This window comes from Cohnella sp. GCM10020058 (assembly GCF_042683485.1).
Taxonomy (GTDB): domain Bacteria; phylum Bacillota; class Bacilli; order Paenibacillales; family Paenibacillaceae; genus Cohnella.
In genome coordinates, this window is record NZ_JBHUJV010000003.1 from 17526 (window position 1) to 36171 (window position 18646).

The window sequence follows — 18646 nt, forward strand, 5'->3', positions numbered from 1 at the left end:
CCTCCTTATTTCCGATAATTGATATCGGATTCGGACTCAACGTGATCGGGAATGGTCTGCAGATCCGTCTGTGAGTCAAATGCGTTTTCTAGAACAGATTCGGAGAACTTCATATCGTGTGACAGCTCAACGTCCACTTTTATCGTGTAGTTATCTGGGAAAGTGAAAGTGGGATTCTCGACGCGAGATGTATCAATTCCCATCGCCTGAAGGTTGAGGAGATTTTTCTGGAAAGCTGCCATGGCTGCTGTAGAAGCTTGCACGGGCTCAATCAGAAATTCATGCTCATCTGTATCGGAAATGAAGAGTTGACGCTGGTTGGCGCCTGCATCCGCAGCTGCGTCAGCAGCTCCTTGAACCATACTGTGATTGGCCAGCATCACAACGTTATCCAAAATCAATCCAACGAGGATCACAGTAAAAATTGTGAAGATCCAAGCAATGACCGGAAGTTTCAGACAATCGTCCCTCCTTTTTGTAGTACTAGGGTTTCATCTGTAGAAATAAGTACCAATTACTCCACCAAAACGACTACTAAAATATACACCATTCGACTCTATTCTACCATAATTGTGGTCTATTTTTCCATCTTAATTGCGCTGTATAATGCGCTTATTTTACAAAGAAAAAGCCCCCTATGAAGGAGGCTATACAAAGTGTTGTTTTTAACGTGTAAGCTGTGAGCGGCCAAACTCTGCCGATCGGAATTGTGCTGTCTTTGTGTTATCGGAGTAGTCGATCTCGACGCCAGTATACGTTAACGTCGCGGTAAATTTAAAGCTGTCGTATGATGTATTCGATTTGTTATTCGCTTTTTGCCAATTCCTAATGTCTTGCGTTTCAACGTTTGGAACGGTAAACGTTACTGTCTGCTCACTCGTGCCTACGCTGATGTTCTTCGTTTCCGTCCATGTCTTGCCATATGCTGTTCTAGTCAGCTTAATAGCAACCGTGTTTGCACCGGCGCCAAGTGTCTTCTGCACTTTAACATCCACCGGAAAGTCATCAGGTCCATATTTGCCGGCTATAAACATGCTCACGTTCTTAGAGACCTCTTCAACCGGCTGTCTTGGTATAACCTCGTTAACCGAGAAATTTTCGCCAGCTCGGAACCAAGACACTGCAGATGCCACTGTGTCATATGGATCCGTGACCGTGACCGTCCAATTATACAAGCCACCAGGCGTGAGGCCAGCAATGTTATACGAGGATGCAGCAGAGTATACCTGACCAGAATCTTTAAATATGGTGCCATCATCTTTATAAACACGAACCCGGTAACTGGTCTGAGGATCTCCGTCTCCATCAGTGAAATCCCATTTCAGCGCCCCTGATGTTCCCGGAATAATCCCTGGGTTCGAATGTGTACCCTTCGGGCTGATAATCTCCACTTCAGGCTTTTGGTTCACGACGCTAAAACTTGTCGTTGCGGAAGCTTTACCGCCATCGTTATCGGTCACTGTAATGGTGGCCGAGTAATTACCCAGCTCTGTGGGCGTAAACGCTTTTGAATATCCGGCTCCTGTAACGTCTCCCGTCCAATTGGTTGCCACGATAGATCCGTCTAGATCGTTCGCTGTTCCTGTAAAGGTGACGGGTTTAAAGCGATATTGCGGCGATGAAGCGTTGTTCTTTGCAGTAACGGTTGGAAGGCGATTGATAACTTTTACGGTGTTGGAAGCCGTATTGCTGTCCCCTTCATTATCCGTAGCAGTAAAGTTTGCCGTGAAATCGCCCAAGGTCGTTGGTGTCCAGGTCTTGCACCCAACACCCGTTCCGGATATGATTCCGCCCCATTGGGTACTTACGATTGTGCCGTCTGTATCATAAGCTGTCCCACAAAACTGCACAGGCGTATTGCGGTATAACGGGTCTGGAGCGTTGTTGCTCAAACCAACGACTGGGATATTGTTTGGAACCCAATACCTGTAATCATAGGACACGGTCCCTGAATAATTCCAGGTGTCTGCCGTTTGTGGATATTCATAAGAGCCTGAACCTGAGTAGAGATACCAGTAGTTCTGGACATTGCAGGTCGTCCATGCAGATGCTGAGGTATGCTTTGTAATATTCCCCTTTTTATCTTTGGTGGGGCTTTTCGCCGATACGGAAGCCCATGCATGCACCAAAGAGCAATTTCCTGCCGAGCTGGATACATCACCAGACGACCCGGTATCCGTTGATAAAACAATATCCGCATTTGTTCCGTATCCCGCCGTTTGCTGGTCTGTACCCCCATCTGATGCACTGGCGCTAACCGATTGGCTACTGTTTTTGGGATTCATATTGTTGGATCCGGAGCCACTGTACGATATCGTGCCGCCGCTGAAAGAGCATGATCCCGAGGGTGAAATCCCGCATTGGACGTTCCGTGAGTCGGCCGGGATACTCGCCGTCCAGGAGCATACATTCGTCGGTGCGCCGCAATAGGTGCTCGTGGATCCTGGAATCCAGGTTGTTTCTTTCTTTGGTGTTCCTCCGGAGAACGACGCTGAAACGGTTGTTCCCGAGTAACTTGCCGAAATAGATCCCATGGATGCAGAGGATGAAGTGATTTTCGTAACCTCGTATCCGACATTACTTGAAGCTGAGCCCGAAGCTGACGAATTTCCTGTAGAGCTTAACGAGGTAGATCCAGACGAATATTCCCAATGGCCACCTGCGGCTGCCGCAACATCCGCTAGTCCGAACAACAAAAGCAGAACAAGAAGCGTGCTCAGAATTGACTGTGAAATCTTCAAAATTCAATCCTCCTAAAATTAAGGCTTAACGGTAGGGAACTTGAGAGAAACACCAGTTGTGTCGTTGCCATTCAAGTCAATTTTGACGTTTTGTGGAGTCCCAGCATTATAAATCTCAAGCGTTACTACGCCCCTTGCCTTTTCTCCTTTTTTAAGCAGCTGCGCCTTTAAAAACCCCTCAACCATCGTCGGGCCAAACCTTCCGTTTGCGATCTCAGATGGAACGTCTACTGTCATATTGGCCGAATCAGTCACCTTAGAGGTTACAGAAAAGATGTTTTTCCCACGAGTCATTTCATCCAGTTGGAACCCATCCTCAGACAAAGCTTCGATCTCCGCATCGATTCGAATAAGTCCGGAGTTTTTGGCTCCGTACTTGGTAAGCCCATCAAAATCCGGATCGCCATCCTTCGTAGCGCTAGCTTTGAGAGAATAGCTATCGGGTGCGTTATAAAGCGTGTAAGAATTGGAGATATTATAGATAGTGATTTTAAACTTAGAGTTGGTAACGACGATCGGGAACGACTTTATGTCGATCGGGTCGCCGAACCCCGTAGAATGCGACGTCATTTCCAGTGTTTGTTCTCCAGCTGGATAACGGAACTGGCCATCAATGCGAATATAGTTGTATGCATGTCCACTGTATGAAGCAGGAACCCACTTAACGCCTGCACCGAATGCTTCTGAGATAAAGCGCAGAGGTACAGAAACACGATTGCTCTTAAGCTCCGGAGGCGAATCCAAAGATACCGTTTTTCCATTCACAACTGCTTCCTTTTTCCCGACAGTCATGAATACAACGTCACCGAAATGCTTTGCTGTAACCTCGATCTGCTTTTGAGCATTCTTTTTCCATGTGACTTCAGCATTCATTTTTTCGAATACTCCACGTACCGGCACCATCGTGACGCCTTTTACAAGGTAAGGGTCTACGTTGTCTGGAAAAACAACGCGCTGATAGTTGACGATGACGAATGTCGCTTTCTCCCCGGCTGCAGATGCAGCCTGGAACGGGATTACGAGCAGCAGCAGGAGACCCACCAACAGAGACTTAACACTTTTCATTTTGCTCATTTCTGAACCTTCTTTCTATCAGTTTTATAAAAACAGCTCGACAAGGGAGCAGTTTTGTAATTTTTTCGGTGGCTGTAGCCACTCGTGGCCATAAACTTCATGGTCGTGACGCTGCAACCGGCCGCGACGTCGCCGACCTCTGGTTGCCGATTGCTGCAGACCCGGATGACACGGCCGGCCGCCGGCGCCTTCAGCTGCAGCTGCTCATCATGCGCGGAGACCGTGTCGTCACCAGCACCTGGTTGCCGATCGCTGCAAATCCTGATGACACGCCCGGCCGCCGGCGCTTTCAGCTGCAGCTGCTCATCGTTCGCCGCACCGGCCGCGACGTTGCCGGCACCTGGTTCCCAACCGCTGCAGATCCGGATGACACGGCCGGCCGCCGGCGCCTTCAGCTGCAGCTGCTCATCGTTCGCCGCGCCGGCCGCGACGTCGGCGACCCCTGGTTGCCGATCGCTGCAGATCCGGATGACACGGCCGGCTGCCGGTGCCTTCAGCTGCAGCTGCTCATCGTTCGCCGCGCGGCCGCGACGTCGCCGACCCCTGGTCGCCGATCGCTGCAAATCCGGATGACGCGGCCGGCCGCCGGCGCCTTCAGCTGCAGCTGCTCATCGTTCGCCGCGCCGGCCGCGTGTCGTCGCCCTATGGTTGTCGATCGCTGCAAATCCGAATGACGCGGCCAGCCGTCGGCGCCTTCAGCTGCAGCTGCTCATCGTTCGCCGCGCCGGCCGCGACGTCGCCGGCATCTGGTTGCCGATCGCTGCAGATCCGGATGACACGGCCGGCCGCCGGCGCCTTCAGCTGCAGCTGCTCATCGTTCGCCGCGCGGCCGCGACATCGGCGGCACCTGGTTCCCAACCGCTGCAGATCCGGATGACACGGCCAGCCGCCGGCGCCTTCAGCTGCAACTGCTTCGTACCGTCGCGCTAGCCTTAGAAGTTAGTCTGCAGTCATTAATTCTCCATCTAGTAAGATATCGTAGGACAGCTCACCGGCTTCAAATACACTTGATCTGTCAAAGAGCGGTACGTAGCGATACTTACTGCTTTCAGCATTGTTATATTTAAGCGCACTTGAAGCTTCCTTACCATTTTGCAGTGCTGGCATCTTAAGCTGATTACATCGAGTCCTGGTTAGGAGCACAGCATTCGCATATGGTTTTTTTGTCCATTTACCGGGTTTCTTGCTATCTACCTTCATCCAGAGAGGAAGCCCACTTTCATGTGCCTCCTCTTTCGTAAACCATCCCTTTTCATTAGGCAAAGAAATGCCCTCCTCATTCAAAAAGGTGTCACTCGATCAGTCAAGATTAAGCGATTTCTCTATCTTTCCATGAACCACCGACTATTTCAGGAAGACCATGATCATGCTTCCAAATATAAATCCATCCTTGATGCTCATTACTAATATCGGAAATCCAGACACGATCGTAAAAATTTTGCTTATTTGGACCTTCATACCCTTCTAGACGATCCGTTGCCTTGAGTCCTTCAGAACGAATAGTAATCCATTGGCCGCGTACGACCGATTGATCATTTTCCGAAAGAAGAACCGCAGGAAAGGCTCCAGCATTAACAAGACGTGCCTGTACGCTTCCTTCGTTCACATTTTCAACGAAATTTCGGATAACATGATGATTTCGTTCGCCGGTCATCAGAGTTCCGTATACAAAAACCTTAATGAGATCGCTATTCATGGACTGAGCACCCCTTATATCGTTTGATTTAGTAATTACTATTTCAATTTTATTCCATATGTAACTATTTGTAAACAAATATTTTGCGCACTATTGTACGCCATTTGATGCGACCTTGAAACTCGCCATCGGCGTTGGCCACCGTTTCTCCGGATCTGCGGCACGGCCGCCAATGCACCAGGTCGTCGCCGGCGTTGGCCAACGTTTCTCCGGATTCGCAGCGCGGCCGCCAATGCACCAGGTCGTCGCCGGCGTTGACCACCGTTTCTCCGGATTCGCGGCGCGGCCGCCAATGCACCAGGTCGCTGCCGGCGTTGGCCACCGTTTCTCCGGATCCGCGGCGCGGCCGCCAATGCACCAGATCGTCGCCGGCGTTGGCCACCGTTTCTCCGGATTCGCGGCGCAGCCGCCAATGCACCAGGTCGTCGCCGGCGTTGACCACCGTTTCTCCAGATCCGCGGCGCGGCCGCCAATGTACCAGGTCGTCGCCGGCGTTGGCCACCGTTTCTCCGGATCCGCGGCGCGGCCGCCAATGCACCAGGTCGTCGCCGGCGTTGGCCACCGTTTCTCCGGATTCGCGGCGCGGCCGCCAATGCACCAGGTCGCTGCCGGCGTTGGCCACCGTTTCTCCGGATCCGCGGCGCGGCCGCCAATGCACCAGGTCGCTGCCGGCGTTGACCACCGTTTCTCCGGATCCGCGGCGCGGCCGCCAATGCACCAGGTCGTCGCCGGCGTTGGCCACCGTTTCTCCGGATCCGCGACGGAGCTCCCCAGCAGATCCGCATCGAGCTGCATCCAGGAACGATCGCGACGGAGCTCCCCAGCAGATCCGCATCGAGCTGCATCCAGGAACGATCGCGACGGAGCTCCCCAGCAGATCCGCATCGAGCTGCATCCAGGAACGATCACGACGGAGCTCCCCAGCAGATCCGCATCGAGCTGCATCCAGGAACGATCGTGACGGAGCTCCCCAACAAAAGCCGGCACTAAAACTAATTGCTACGGAACAGTTATCCACCATCAGGATCGAGCAAATGCGGAAGAATTAATCTTGTTCGCGAGACCAATAGCTCAAAAAAAGAAGTAAACGCGATTGCGGAGTGAATTCTTAAGACCGCTGCTAGCTTTGCTTGTGGAGCTCTAGGCGCCTCCCAGACAGCCTTCTCGGTATCTGCCGGAGCAGCTGTACCGTCTTGGGGTCCGGCTGTCACAACCGGCTCTGCCTCTTCTGCCTTTTCTTGAGGTAACAGTTCTTCTGACAAAAAGTACATTGAAACATTGGACCTGCCTTCTCTTCTGGTCTCTAGGGTCAAGGCTCCTGTTTTCTGCATCTCTTTCAGTACATGCTGCAGAGACCGCAGCTTCACCCCTATCCTCTTGGCCAGCTCAGCCTGGCTCATGCAGAGGTCCTTCTGAAACTCGAGATAATACCGCTGAAGATATGTAATTAAGATTTCCTCTGTCTCCTTAAACTGCATCCGCGTTTTCTCTTCTTTGGCTTTTCTCTTGGACAGTGGGCGGAGCTTCATTCCTGTAAAAGCTTCTACGTAACGCGCAGATGGCCCCTTGTATTGCCCCTCATAGGCATGACGAACAGCGTTCTGGACTTCTCTCCAGACAAATCCTTTTTTATTGATTCGAGAGTGAAACCAAACTGAAAGTTCGTTCAATGCCTGCTCGATTGTCCAACCATCAAACTTCATTCCAAGCGCTAATGTAAATGCTGCATTGTTACGTCCGACCTTTCGGCCGCCATTCTCGGCATTTGCCCAAGCGCTCGTATTGAAATCTCCAGATAGTAAGCGTAGCATCGCCGGCTGGCTCATCATCCGTCCGAACCAAACCTGTTCTGATCTGCTCTCAGAACGATTATTAAGTTCCTCGACAGCTCTCTCATAAAAATCAAAATCAGGCTTGTCCGCAGGAAAAAAATATACGACATTCGCCTTGTTGGGTGCGCGAAAGTAATGTTCCGCAGACGCTGCTGCTGGATCCGATCCGATTTGCCGTGCAATGCTCTTGAGCACTTCATCATATCGTTGGATAGTGCTCGCTCCATTCCAGCAGCCTCTTACCGGGTTCATCGGAAGATAGACGTGGAATCCGCTGCTGGTTTTAATCACTCCGCTTACTACATAGCCGAATGACTCGACATGACGAATAAGTTCTACATGAGAATTTATTTTTAACTGAACCAGGTGTTCTGCATCAAAATCAAAAATTAGACTGACGAGCCACCGCAGTTGTCGTTTTTTATGGCTAGCAGACGTGTAAGAAAGATTAGGACGGTAGTAGGTATATCCTTGTTTCTCTATCTTATAGAGTAGGCTCGGTAAGCTTCTAGCATTTGCCGGCTTTTGACTCATTCCGGCAACATCAAATGCCAATGCCGTCCATCCATGCATATTCTGCGGAGAATAATTGGAGGTGTTATTTGGCATCGTCTGTTCGGTTAGATGATGATCGTATATGTAAGAGAGTAGTGCCCTATGAGTGTTCGTAACACTTTGGATCCACGATTTAGCTCGCCCTATAGCCGGCGTTGATGGGATTGAAGAACTAACCGACATTTGTCAAGCCCCCCGAGCAGGATTTAGATGAAAAATTTACATCTACCAATGCACCTTGTGCTATTAAAAAGTCGTTGCTATAATGGCAATACCAAAAAAGGCAATAAGAAAGACGGCTCATAACGCTCAATTTTTTTTCGAGAAAAATTGGGGTTAAGGGCAATAAGAAAGACGACCGATTTGCGCTCAATTTTTTTCAAATTGAGGCTTTCGGGTAAGTATCAAATTTTTAGTTTTGTTCATGGCTGCCACACCATGAACCACCGGAAATCTGCCAACCGCCCTGGGTGCCACCCCAGGGCTTTTTCCTGTCATGACGTTGAATGCCACTTCAACGGTCACGCCTGCCTGTAAATAAAAAAGGTGGTCAGAGATCCTAAGATCTCCGAACCACCGTTAGACAGCATAGTTAGGCCCATAAAAAGGGCTCCCCACGGGGGAAGATAAAAGAAAATCTTCCCCCGAGACTTGCAATTGCTCTTTGAAATAGGTATGATTAAAACAAAGAGCACCAACGGTTTAAAATGGCTTCCTCTACTTTGGACGGGTGGGAAGCCATTTTTATGTAATTTGTTATCCACATTATAGACGGGGTTGCGAGACTCTCGCAACCTTTTTTATTTTTCTATCCACACAAAATCTCCAAGCTCACGACAAAACCCCTTAATATCCTACATTTCTCATCCCCAAAATGGTTCTCCAGAATTGATTTCAACTTGTAAAATAAAAAATTATTCACACTTTTATCTAGTGTTTTCTCTAAGTAAAGATTAATAATTTCCATGATCGATATGCGCATTATACATCGTCTACAACTCCCCTCCTCTCTACTATCATGGATACATAGGCCATTGGTTTGTTTAGGAGGGTAATATGAAATTAGTTCAGGCGCGAAAACGTGCCAGAAAAACACAAACTGAAGTGGCCGAACATTGCAGAATATCAAGGCGGTACTACCAGAGTATTGAGTATGATCGTGGAGATCCTACTATGAAAATCGGCCTCCATATTGCAAAGTTCCTGGACGTGAACCCGTATTACATAGATGAATGGTATGAAAGAATTCCTGTAAGTAAAGTAACAAAACATCCCAAGCGTGAACCCTCTGTTAAGACAAGCGCCCCACCTGCTTCGGTGACTCGACCGGATGTAAAAGAAATTGATGTTAAGAAGCAGATATCTCTTAAACAGGTTCGCAAACGCTTTAAGAGGACTCAGGAAGAAATGGCAAGCTTATGCGAGATATCGCGTAGACACTATCAGAACATTGAGTACGGAAGTTCAGAGGCAACAATCCGTATTGGTCTGAAAATTGCTAAGGTACTGGATGTAAGTCCATATCACATCAAAGAATTCTACAGTAACATAGGGGAATAAAACTGCTGATGCACTCAATCGGCAGTTTTTTTATTAGCTCTGGCCAAATCCAGGTAGGTGCTCCCCTCGCTCAGCCCCATCAGCCGTGCTGTCGCGGTACCTGGTGACTGATAACTACAGGTGACAATGACAGCCGCCGGCGCCTTCAGCTGCAGCTGCCGCCCCGCCGCGCCAGCTACCTTTGCTCACTGCAGCTCCTCGAGCGCCGCACCGGCCACGAGTCGCCGACTCCTGGTTCCCCTTCGCAGAAGATCCGGATGCCGGCGGCCACCGGCGCCTTCAGCTGCAGCTCCTCAGCACAGAGCCAGCCACGACGTCTCCAGCGCCTGGTTGACGATCGTTGCAAATCCGGATGCCACGGACGGCCGCACGCCTGCGCCTTCAGCTGCAGCTGCTCGAGCTCCGCGCCGGGCGTGACATCGCTAGCGCCTGGTTGACGAATCGCTGCAGATCCGGATGCCACGGCCGGCCGCGCCGGCACCTTCAGCTGCAGCTCCTCGAGCACAGCGCCAGCCGCAACGTCGCCGGTACCTTCTTGACGATCGCCGCAGATCCGGATGACGCAGCCGGCTGCCGGCGCCTTCAGCTGCAGCTGCTCGAGCACAGCGCCAGCCGCAACGTCGCTGGCACTTGGTTGCCGATCGCCACAGATCCGGATGACGCGGCCGGCTGCCAGCGCCTTCAGCTGCAGCAGATCCTCGAGCGCCGCGCTGGCCGCGACGTCGCCAGCGCCTGGTTGACGATCGCTGCAGATCCGGATGCCACGACCGGCCGCGCGCCGGCGCCTGCAGCTGCAGCTGCTCGAGCGCCGCGCCGGGCGTGACGTTGCTAGCGCCTGGCTGCCGATCGCTGCAGATCCGGATGCCACGGCCGGCCGCACGCCTGCGCCTTCAGCTGCAGCTCTTCGAGCACAGCGCCAGCCGTAACGTCGCTGGCACCTGGTTGCCGATCGCCACAGCTCCGGATGACGCGGCCGGCTGCCGGCGTCTGCAGCTGCAGCAGATCCTCGAGCGCCGCGCTGGCCGCGTCGTCGTCAGCGCCTGGTTGACGATCGCTGCAGATCCGGATGCCACGACCGGGCCGCGCGCCGGCGCCTGCAGCTGCAGCTGCTCGAGCGCCGCGCCGGGCGTGACGTCGCTAGCGCCTGGCTGACGATCGCTGCAGATCCGGATGCCACGGCCGCCCGCACGTCTGCGCCTTCAGCTGCAGCTCTTCGAGCACAGCGCCAGCCGTAACGTCGCTGGCACCTGGTTGCCGATCGCCACAGCTCCGGATGACGCGGCCGGCTGCCGGCGTCTGCAGCTGCAGCAGATCCTCGAGCGCCGCGCTGGCCGCGTCGTCGTCAGCGCCTGGTTGACGATCGCTGCAGATCCGGATGCCACGACCGGGCCACGCGCCGGCGCCTGCAGCTGCAGCTGCTCGAGCGCCGCGCCGGGCGTGACGTCACTAGCGCCTGGCTGACGATCGCTGCAGATCTGGATGCCACGGCCGGCCGCACGCCTGCGCCTTCAGCTGCAGTTCCTCGAGCACAGCGCCGGCCGCGACGTCGCTGGCGCCTGGTTGACGATCGCTGCAGATCCGGGTGCTACGGCCGTCCGCCGGCGCCTTTAGTTGCATCTGCTCCTCGAGCGCGTGCCGGCAGCCGCGTCGCCGGCGCCTGGTTACCGATCGCTGCAAATCCGGATGTCACGGCCGGCCGCGCTGGCTCCTTCATCTCTCGAGCACCGGCCGCGGCGGCGCCGGCACCAGGTTGCCGATCGCCGCAGATCCGGATGCCACGGCCGGCCGCGCGCCGGCACCTTCAGCTGCAGCTGCTCCTCGAGCGCCGCGCTGGCCACGACGTCGCCGGCGCCTGGTTGACGATCGCTGCAGATCCGGATGCCACGGCCGTCCGCCGGCGTCTTCAGCTGCAGCAGCTCCTCGAGCGCAGCACCGGCCGCGACATCGCCAGCGCCTGGTTGACGATCGCTGCAGATCCGGTTGACACGGCCGTCCGATGGCGCCTTCAGCTGCAGCTGCTGCTCGAACGCAGCACCGGCCGCGATGCCACCAGCACCTTGTTGCCGATCGCTGCAGATCCGGATGACACGGCCGGGCCGCTGACACCAGCTGCTCCCTCGAGCGCCGCCGACCGCGACATCGCCGGAGCCTGGTTGACGATCGCTGCAGATCCGGATGCCACGGCCGCCCGTCGGCGCCTTCGGCTGCAGTTGCTCCTTTAGCGCGGACCGTCGGCCGCGACGTCGCCAACTCCTGGTTGTCGATCGATGCAGATCCGGATGCAGCGGCCGGACCGCCAGTGCCTTCAGCTGCAGCTGTTCCTCGAGCGCCGCGCCGGCCGCGACGTCGCTGGCGCCTGGTTGACGATCGCTGCAGATCCGAATGACACGGCCGCCCGCCGGCGCCTTCAGCAGCCGCTGCTCCTCGAGCGCCGCGCCGGCCGCGACGTCGCCGGCGCCTGGTTGACGATCGCTGCAGATCCGGATGCCACGGCCGACCGCCGGTGCCTTCAGCTGCAGCAGCTCCTCGAGCGCAGCACCGGCCGCGACATCGCCAGCTCCTGGTTGCCCATCGCTGCAGATCCGGATGACACGGCCGGCCGATGGCGCCTTCAGCTGCAGTTGCTTCGTCGACTCCTTGTTTCCGATCGCTGCAGCAGATCCGGATTCACCGCCGCCCGCCGGCGCCCTCTACTGCAGATGCTCCTCGTGTACCACGCCAGCCGCGACGTCGCCCACTCCTGTTGGTCGATCGCTGCAGATCCTTGTGCACAAATAAAAAAACCCGCCAATTAGCGGTTTTTTCATGTCTATTTGCAGTTATAGGATGCCTCCAAAGACGTCAGCACCCCCTCTAAGTCGCAACGCGTTAATTAGCTGCTACCGTTAATGGATAATCCACACCCGTTCTCTTCCTAGCTTCTTTGATGCTAGATAACGCGCATAGCTATCCTGCAAAAGCATGCGCCCATCACCCAATGGACGAACTTCGATGGGCTTATCCATTTCTCTGTGTTTATTAAAATAATCGATTGCAGCCTGGATCTTCTCGTCTCGAGGAACCTTAAATGTCTCTGGTACTTCAAGGAGTTCTATTGGCCACATAATACGACGGATTTTTTCTTCTCCAGCATCAGGTTGCTGTTCGCGGGCATCCTCTGAAACTGACTTTAATATCGAGTTGGAGTTATTATTCTTTTTTGTAAGGCGCTCTTTAACGGGAGCCAAGCTTTCGCCATCGACCCAAATAAACTTATGTCCTAATCTCTTTGCAGCTAAAAACTTTGCATATCCATCCTTTAAATGGACTCTTTGTCCATCCGCATCTAACTCAACTTCACAAGGCTTCTCCATTTGCCCATGTTCGGAAATGAAATTTTGCGCAGCCTGAAGCTTTTCTTGTTTAGGAGGATTTCTGAGGAATTCATCCGGCACGATAATGCGACGTTCTGGCCATAACAGCTTGTCCTCTTGGATTTTGGGCTTCGGATCCTTAAACATTTGATAGGAAATAGAGTTAACGCCACTTGGAATAAAAACAATTCCCCCATGTTCCCAGCTGAGGGACGCAGAAATCCAGCCGGCAAAAGCTACCGTACTCCCTTCAATGGCAGCTCCCATCTCATGATATTGTGCCTGCATTGTAGAATACATATTTTGGGATAGAGTAACGGAGATTTTAACGCGCCCTGGAAGAGGCAGTCCCTCGTGAATTTCTGAAGGCCCGTCCTCTTGAAAAATCAATAAATAAAGATTCCCCGCAGGAGAATCTGGGTGGGGAATGGTCTTTACTTCTTCCACGACTCCAGTTAAGTTAAATCTGGTTGTCATTACTGACTCCCCTTACACAAATAGGCTATTAATGATTTTACGTTCTCTATATCTTTCTGAAAAGCCTTTTTTGAAGCTATTGCCCAGCTTGATTGAGATCCCAAAGCCCTTCTTCGTCGTATGCCATCCATTGTTTTAAAACCGTCGAGTCACGACTAGCTGTAAAGTCGCCACCACGGACATTGGATATGCCATACAGACTCATATATTGTACTGTGACTTCATTTTCTTTCTGACGGGCTTCCGCAAACGTGCAGCTACCCAGACTTAACGCTTCATTTAAACCAAGTGCACGTCGCTGTCTGTTCCATGTTAAAGAGGAATTTTGATAAAGAGTCGTAATTTGGGGAAGTTCCTCTACTTCAATCTGTCCAATAAAGTATCCATTATCCTCAAGCCGCAAGACGTATACCAGCCGTTCTGTAACTAGCTTATGTTTCATAAAGTCAGCTCCGAATCTTATTCAATAGAAGAGTTAACTTCTAGGAGAACAAGTGCCTTTAATGCATCTGTTTTCGAAACTATAGCCAGCACGATGGCCACGCACCGGCGCCTTCTGCTGCAGCAGTTCCTCGAGCACCGTGCCGGCCGCGACGTTCCCGACTCCTGGTTGCCGATCGCTGCAGATCCCGCTGGCCAACCGCCGGCGCATTCTGCTGCAGCAGCTCCTCGTCGCCGTGCCGGCCGCGACGTTCCCGACTCCTGGTTGCCGATCGCTGCAGATCCCGCTGACCATCCGCCGGCGCCTTCTGCTGCAGCAGCTCCTCGATCGCCGTGCCGGCCGCGACGTCTCCGACTCCTTGTTGCCGATCACTGTAGATTTCGTTGGCCATCCGCCGGGGCCTTCGGCCCAGCAGCTCCTCGAGCACCGCGCCGGCCGCGACGTTCCCGACTCCTGGTTGCCGATCGCTTCAGATCACGCTGGCCACCAGCCGGCGCCTTCTGCTGCAGCAGCTCCTCGTCGCCGTGCCGGCCGCGACGTTCCCGACTCCTGGTTGCCGATCGCTTCAGATCACGCTGGCCACCGTTGATACCCTCTTCGAATACAGCATTGGCCAGTCGCATTAGCCTTATTTACTACCTTCATCTTTCTTCTTTGAAGCAACAAAATGAAAAGTCTTAGATGTCCTTTCCTCAGTATTCTTTGCGTCCGCCCTTCTAGAGGAATCAGAGAAGTTTGTACTGAGGTTATACGATTTTCTAAAGACCGATGGATCAGACAGCACACTAACATCTGAAATTTTACTTTGCTTAGCTTCCTTTTGTTGTTTTTCAATGTACATAATGACTATCGTAGAAAGAATAATTATAAATGCACCAGTTATAACAATCGTCAAAGGATGTTGGTACCAGCTGCTGTTTAGTCCTAGTTCGTGCAGTGGCCAATAGAAGAATACTGCGGATAAGATACCTAAAGCCCCTATGAGATTTAAGCAATAAAAAAAGGTTTTTGCAAAAAGGAAGTTCATGTTTAGCCTCCTTCGTTTTTGGGGGATGTCCAATTCATCCATTCCTCAAAACTGATTGGACTTTTCCTTTCCATACAAGCATTGAGGCAATATCCTGTGTAAAGCCTCCAGTTTGTATCTTCAGCGATACGAGAATTGCTCAGCCTCCACTTGAGCGGCGAAGGAATATTAAATTCTAGTTCCTGTTTCTGCTCACTCATTTATACAACCTCCCTGATATGAGAAAGCTGGCCATGTCGCTAGGGGCACAACTGCGCAGTCTCTAATCTCCTTCTTTCCTCACACGGAGCTATTCATTTCGGTGCACTCGCCCCATATTCGTTGTACATCATCTGACGCTTACAACGATCTTCATCAATGCAACCAATTGCCGATTCACCATCACCTAAATCATACTCTTTAACCTTTACATTTTCGGAATTGCAATATTCACATGTGCCAACCATCGCTTCGTTTTTATATTTGATTACAGCGAAATCATCTTGAATAATAAAATCAAAGTCTGGACTGGAATATTGGCGAAGCAAGTTATCGAGAATCCCAACAAAGTGTTTGTCATAATATTGGAGCTTCATTTTCACCAAAAAGGGCTTGTCATTTGCCAGACAATCTCGAATATATGCTTTGGTAGGCTCTGGATCTTCTCGCAAATCATATGTTTCGGCTTCTTCAATTTCTGTTGGATTATAAGAAACGAGAACAGATCCAGCTTCGATGGAGATACAGTTTTCGTTGATACCGAGAGTTTTTTTGAAGAACTCTCTGAATTCCTGGTGGTACAACTCTTCTGACATCACTACCTGTAAATACTTATTAGCCAAAAGCGATTGAACTAAGTAGTTTTTGATCTTATAATTTTCGCCGAAATTTCCTACAAGCACAGCCATTAAGTGATGTCCCCCGATATAAAAGCTTGCTTAAGCCACAACATTATGCACAATATACCAGTATAAATATTGATTTAGTCTATCTAAAACCTACAACACAATATTCAAAGTTGTGCGTATTTTCGATCAATTACATTTAGCATGGCTATCGTTGTCTCGTCGTATGGAGTAGAAATCATTTCCTGTACAAACTTTAGTGTAAAGGGTCGACTATTTACATACACTTCGGACCTTATGAGGCCAGTCCGTCCAATGCGCCGCTCAATGGTGACTATCTCTTGCGCTGCTAGAAATAATTTAGGGTTTGATAGCCATACCTTCACAGCGGCGAATCCTCTAACTCCTGGTGCGAAAATAGTGTTTCTATTTAATCTGCGTTGGCCAAGTACCCAATCAATGGCCTGATGTATAAGTTCATCTTCAGGAATCCGATTCTCAGATGTCAGGCTACGGCCGATAAAATTATAAAGCTCCACTTTTTGAATATGTCGATGCTCTACAAGCATTATTTGCCCCCGCCCCAATACAACTAATTATTCATGGAATTACTTGGCAGACGCCCAGTGAAATGTCACTGTCAGATGCGACAAATTCATTGCATCGATTTTGTTCAATAGATCGTCGCTGCCAACTTCCGACCTTACTAACTCACGTTCCGATTCATCGTCCGCCACCAACATAGCGACCAACTTGCTTCCGTCATGATTTTCGTAAACTTCAATTTTCATTTTTTTCACTCCTTTGCAAACACGGAATTATTCATTATGATACTTTTCCTTTGGACCACTTGCAGAACTGTCCAAGTGAACAATTTCCTATTCTTCCTGAACCAACGTCGATGTAATTCACTCCATTGATACCGTCAAAACCAGTTATCTCTCTCGCTTTATACTTACTTGAATTTATAATTTCGCCGTTATGGTATGTTGCGCCTTTCTCTATCTCACCAGATTTCATTTTGCTATAAACACATCCAGTCATTTAGGGGTCTCGGCGGACAACTCATCCAAAATAGAATTTGCGATCCTGAGTAATCTCTCTTCTTTATCCGTTATGGTTCGGCCAGCCAGCTGCTCTTTTAATTGAGTGTTCTCCCGGCGAAGAATAGCGTTCTGCTGGATCTGTTCAAAGATTACTACTTTAAGACGTTCAAGTTCTCCTTCAGCCCAAACTAACCGTTCTTGATCGGTCATGAACTCACCCTAATTCATTATCTATTCTAGCCTCGTGCCCGGCACCGGCCGGAAACGCGAGCTACGACGCGGCTTCCTTCTGAGCATTCCTAGCGCATCCGATGCCTTGGTCGTGCGCCAGCGACGTTCGGCTGCGCGAAGCAGCTACAATCGCTCCTGGTTGTACGCCCGACGTCGTGGCCGCCGGTAGAGCGTGGCCAGGCGCATCCGGATCTCCGATAGTACGCCGGCGCCGGCCGGCAGCGCGATGCAGCTGCAGCTCGCTCCTGGTTGAACGGCCGACATCGCGGCCGCCGGCAGAGGTGGCCAGGCGCATCCGGATCTCCGATCGTACGCCGGCGCTGGCCGGCAGCGGTCGCGGCCGCCGGCAGAGTACGGCCAGGTGCATCAGGATCCCTGATCGTGCGCCGGCACCGGCCGGCAGCGCGAAGCAGCTGCTGCTCGATCTTGGTTGTACGCCCGACGTCGTGGCCGCCGGTAGAGCGTGGCCAGGCGCATCCGGATCTCCGATAGTACGCCGGCGCTGGCCGGCAGCGGTCGCGGCCGCCGGCAGAGTACGGCCAGGTGCATCAGGATCCCTGATCGTGCGCCGGCACCGGCCGGCAGCGCGAAGCAGCTGCTGCTCGATCTTGGTTGTACGCCCGACGTCGTGGCCGCCGGTAGAGCGTGGCCAGGCGCATCCGGATCTCCGATAGTACGCCGGCGCCGGCCGGCAGCGCGATGCAGCTGCTGCTCGATCTTGGTTGTACGCGCGACGTCGCGGCCGCCGGCAGAGTACGGCCAGGTGCATCAGGATCCCCGATCGTGCGCCGGCACCGGCCGGCAGCGCGAAGCAGCTGCAGCAGCTCCCTATGTCATGAACTCACCCTATTCATTATGTAGCTTTAGGGATGCTTACACCTTGCTTCAATGAGTATCATTTCGTTTTTTAACCCTAATTAGAACGGCCCCTATTGAAAGACCTCCTACGATAGAAACTGGAATCGCACCAAGCAGTAGAAAAAAGGATCCCAGCACGTTTTCTCTATAAAGCAAAAATCCAATGATCATCAACAAGCATCCAATAACAAAAATGATCTCTTTATATCGGCGATCAATTAATGAATTAAGTTTATAGGCTCCCATTGGCCTAATCGCCCCTCTTTAACGGTTTACTACATCCACAAATTTTCGCTGTACATCATGATATTTTATCTGCAGAGTGGTTACATCCACGGAGAGCCCGATACGCTTTGCAATAGACTCGATGCCTCCCCACTTCCCAAGCTGTCGGGGAGCTCCGTCCATATAAACAGATAGTGGGGTTTCGAGCGCTTTTCTACCAATAGAATCAAGGCCCTTATATTTATGCCGGTAATTAAATTTCGAAGCCTTCCCTGTGTCTAAATCGATGCCTGCAAATACCGCAGCATGTTGCTCTCCGTCATCAGTTTCTTGCACGGCCACGTCAAATGCTTTCCCCAGGATCTCCACCCATGAATGATCAAAAGCAGCACCGCTGGGATGGCGGACTTCGCCAATACAGAGATCAGATTCGATACCCTGCTCATTCAGCAGCACATACATAATCCCTGAAAGCAGATGGCAACCTCCACGAAGCCGACGCACGCGAAAATCATCCATCATAGCGCCGAACGTCTTCAAGATCATGTCGCTATTAGGGTGTTCAAACGAAATGCCCTGGGCGATATCTCGCCATGTCGGTGTATCGGTAGCATTGAGATGGCAGTTTTTATATTTCTTTCCGCTGCCACATGGACATGGATCATTACGGCTGATATTCTTATTCATTTTTTCCACTCCTATGGT

At 51.8% G+C, this 18646-nt stretch carries 25 protein-coding genes; 6 read left to right on the forward strand and 19 right to left on the reverse strand.

Annotated elements, in window-relative coordinates; translation table 11 throughout:
• Positions 1 to 5: 5 nt before the first annotated feature.
• From ACFSR7_RS05795 to ACFSR7_RS05810, 4 genes are all read right to left on the reverse strand, one after another.
• A complete protein-coding gene (locus tag ACFSR7_RS05795) occupies positions 6 to 380 on the reverse strand; it encodes a hypothetical protein (RefSeq protein WP_378159603.1) in 375 nt (124 codons plus the stop codon).
• Positions 381 to 665: 285 nt separating this feature from the next.
• Positions 666 to 2285 carry a glycoside hydrolase family 78 protein gene (locus ACFSR7_RS05800; RefSeq protein WP_378159604.1) on the reverse strand — a complete coding sequence of 540 codons (1620 nt, stop codon included), beginning with the start codon at positions 2283 to 2285 and terminating at the stop codon, positions 666 to 668.
• Between the two features lie 474 nt (positions 2286 to 2759).
• Positions 2760 to 3815 (reverse strand): copper amine oxidase N-terminal domain-containing protein, encoded by a 1056-nt coding sequence (locus ACFSR7_RS05805; protein WP_378159605.1) that lies wholly within the window; start codon positions 3813 to 3815, stop codon positions 2760 to 2762.
• Positions 3812 to 4378, reverse strand: a complete 567-nt coding sequence (locus ACFSR7_RS05810; protein WP_378159606.1) for a biotin/lipoyl attachment domain-containing protein — start codon at positions 4376 to 4378, stop codon at positions 3812 to 3814. The genes ACFSR7_RS05805 and ACFSR7_RS05810 overlap by 4 nt, the downstream gene beginning before the upstream one ends.
• An 85-nt stretch (positions 4379 to 4463) precedes the next feature.
• Here ACFSR7_RS05810 and ACFSR7_RS05815 point away from each other — a divergent pair, with 85 nt between their 5' ends.
• A complete protein-coding gene (locus ACFSR7_RS05815) occupies positions 4464 to 4745 on the forward strand; it encodes a hypothetical protein (RefSeq protein ID WP_378159607.1) in 282 nt (93 codons plus the stop codon).
• A gap of 9 nt (positions 4746 to 4754) precedes the next feature.
• On the opposite strand, the gene ACFSR7_RS05820 is transcribed toward ACFSR7_RS05815, so the two are convergent.
• From ACFSR7_RS05820 to ACFSR7_RS05835, 4 genes are all read right to left on the reverse strand, one after another.
• Complete coding sequence (locus tag ACFSR7_RS05820) at positions 4755 to 5078, reverse strand: hypothetical protein (protein WP_378159608.1); 324 nt, start codon at positions 5076 to 5078, stop codon at positions 4755 to 4757.
• A 46-nt stretch (positions 5079 to 5124) separates the two neighbouring features.
• Positions 5125 to 5511 (reverse strand): gamma-glutamylcyclotransferase family protein, encoded by a 387-nt coding sequence (locus ACFSR7_RS05825; protein WP_378159609.1) that lies wholly within the window; start codon positions 5509 to 5511, stop codon positions 5125 to 5127.
• Between the two features lie 64 nt (positions 5512 to 5575).
• Positions 5576 to 6253, reverse strand: coding sequence for a hypothetical protein (locus tag ACFSR7_RS05830; RefSeq protein WP_378159610.1), 678 nt, complete (start codon positions 6251 to 6253; stop codon positions 5576 to 5578).
• A gap of 268 nt (positions 6254 to 6521) precedes the next feature.
• On the reverse strand, positions 6522 to 7898 hold the full coding sequence (locus tag ACFSR7_RS05835) for a cyclic nucleotide-binding domain-containing protein (RefSeq protein WP_378159611.1): 1377 nt from the start codon (positions 7896 to 7898) through the stop codon (positions 6522 to 6524).
• A gap of 1056 nt (positions 7899 to 8954) precedes the next feature.
• On the opposite strand from ACFSR7_RS05835, the gene ACFSR7_RS05840 reads away from it, so the two are divergent.
• On the forward strand, positions 8955 to 9458 hold the full coding sequence (locus ACFSR7_RS05840) for a helix-turn-helix transcriptional regulator (protein WP_378159612.1): 504 nt from the start codon (positions 8955 to 8957) through the stop codon (positions 9456 to 9458).
• 175 nt (positions 9459 to 9633) lie between these two features.
• Here the strand turns inward: ACFSR7_RS05840 and ACFSR7_RS05845 are convergent, their stop codons facing one another.
• On the reverse strand, positions 9634 to 10326 hold the full coding sequence (locus ACFSR7_RS05845; protein WP_378159613.1) for a hypothetical protein: 693 nt from the start codon (positions 10324 to 10326) through the stop codon (positions 9634 to 9636).
• Between the two features lie 74 nt (positions 10327 to 10400).
• On the opposite strand from ACFSR7_RS05845, the gene ACFSR7_RS05850 reads away from it, so the two are divergent.
• Positions 10401 to 10610: a hypothetical protein gene (locus ACFSR7_RS05850; protein WP_378159614.1), complete on the forward strand. Its 210-nt coding sequence runs from the start codon at positions 10401 to 10403 to the stop codon at positions 10608 to 10610.
• Between the two features lie 294 nt (positions 10611 to 10904).
• Here ACFSR7_RS05850 and ACFSR7_RS05855 read toward each other — a convergent pair whose 3' ends face one another.
• Complete coding sequence (locus ACFSR7_RS05855; protein ID WP_378159615.1) at positions 10905 to 11075, reverse strand: hypothetical protein; 171 nt, start codon at positions 11073 to 11075, stop codon at positions 10905 to 10907.
• 239 nt (positions 11076 to 11314) lie between these two features.
• Here ACFSR7_RS05855 and ACFSR7_RS05860 point away from each other — a divergent pair, with 239 nt between their 5' ends.
• Positions 11315 to 11680 carry a hypothetical protein gene (locus ACFSR7_RS05860; RefSeq protein ID WP_378159616.1) on the forward strand — a complete coding sequence of 122 codons (366 nt, stop codon included), beginning with the start codon at positions 11315 to 11317 and terminating at the stop codon, positions 11678 to 11680.
• A 45-nt stretch (positions 11681 to 11725) separates the two neighbouring features.
• Positions 11726 to 12253 (forward strand): hypothetical protein, encoded by a 528-nt coding sequence (locus tag ACFSR7_RS05865; RefSeq protein ID WP_378159617.1) that lies wholly within the window; start codon positions 11726 to 11728, stop codon positions 12251 to 12253.
• 90 nt (positions 12254 to 12343) lie between these two features.
• Here ACFSR7_RS05865 and ACFSR7_RS05870 read toward each other — a convergent pair whose 3' ends face one another.
• Positions 12344 to 13288, reverse strand: coding sequence for a hypothetical protein (locus tag ACFSR7_RS05870; protein WP_378159618.1), 945 nt, complete (start codon positions 13286 to 13288; stop codon positions 12344 to 12346).
• Between the two features lie 76 nt (positions 13289 to 13364).
• Entirely contained in the window at positions 13365 to 13730 is a 366-nt protein-coding gene (locus ACFSR7_RS05875) for a hypothetical protein (RefSeq protein ID WP_378159619.1), read from the reverse strand.
• A 139-nt stretch (positions 13731 to 13869) separates the two neighbouring features.
• On the opposite strand from ACFSR7_RS05875, the gene ACFSR7_RS05880 reads away from it, so the two are divergent.
• On the forward strand, positions 13870 to 14319 hold the full coding sequence (locus tag ACFSR7_RS05880) for a hypothetical protein (protein WP_378159620.1): 450 nt from the start codon (positions 13870 to 13872) through the stop codon (positions 14317 to 14319).
• A gap of 39 nt (positions 14320 to 14358) precedes the next feature.
• Here ACFSR7_RS05880 and ACFSR7_RS05885 read toward each other — a convergent pair whose 3' ends face one another.
• The 7 genes from ACFSR7_RS05885 to ACFSR7_RS05915 form a co-directional block, all read right to left on the reverse strand.
• Positions 14359 to 14757: a hypothetical protein gene (locus tag ACFSR7_RS05885; protein ID WP_378159621.1), complete on the reverse strand. Its 399-nt coding sequence runs from the start codon at positions 14755 to 14757 to the stop codon at positions 14359 to 14361.
• A 2-nt stretch (positions 14758 to 14759) separates the two neighbouring features.
• A complete protein-coding gene (locus ACFSR7_RS05890) occupies positions 14760 to 14957 on the reverse strand; it encodes a hypothetical protein (RefSeq protein WP_378159622.1) in 198 nt (65 codons plus the stop codon).
• Between the two features lie 93 nt (positions 14958 to 15050).
• Positions 15051 to 15644, reverse strand: coding sequence for a hypothetical protein (locus ACFSR7_RS05895; protein ID WP_378159623.1), 594 nt, complete (start codon positions 15642 to 15644; stop codon positions 15051 to 15053).
• Between the two features lie 104 nt (positions 15645 to 15748).
• On the reverse strand, positions 15749 to 16150 hold the full coding sequence (locus tag ACFSR7_RS05900; RefSeq protein WP_378159624.1) for a hypothetical protein: 402 nt from the start codon (positions 16148 to 16150) through the stop codon (positions 15749 to 15751).
• A gap of 39 nt (positions 16151 to 16189) precedes the next feature.
• Positions 16190 to 16372, reverse strand: a complete 183-nt coding sequence (locus tag ACFSR7_RS05905) for a hypothetical protein (protein WP_378159625.1) — start codon at positions 16370 to 16372, stop codon at positions 16190 to 16192.
• A gap of 249 nt (positions 16373 to 16621) precedes the next feature.
• On the reverse strand, positions 16622 to 16837 hold the full coding sequence (locus ACFSR7_RS05910) for a hypothetical protein (RefSeq protein WP_378159626.1): 216 nt from the start codon (positions 16835 to 16837) through the stop codon (positions 16622 to 16624).
• Between the two features lie 1143 nt (positions 16838 to 17980).
• Positions 17981 to 18628, reverse strand: coding sequence for an SEC-C metal-binding domain-containing protein (locus ACFSR7_RS05915; protein ID WP_378159627.1), 648 nt, complete (start codon positions 18626 to 18628; stop codon positions 17981 to 17983).
• Positions 18629 to 18646: the final 18 nt, after the last annotated feature.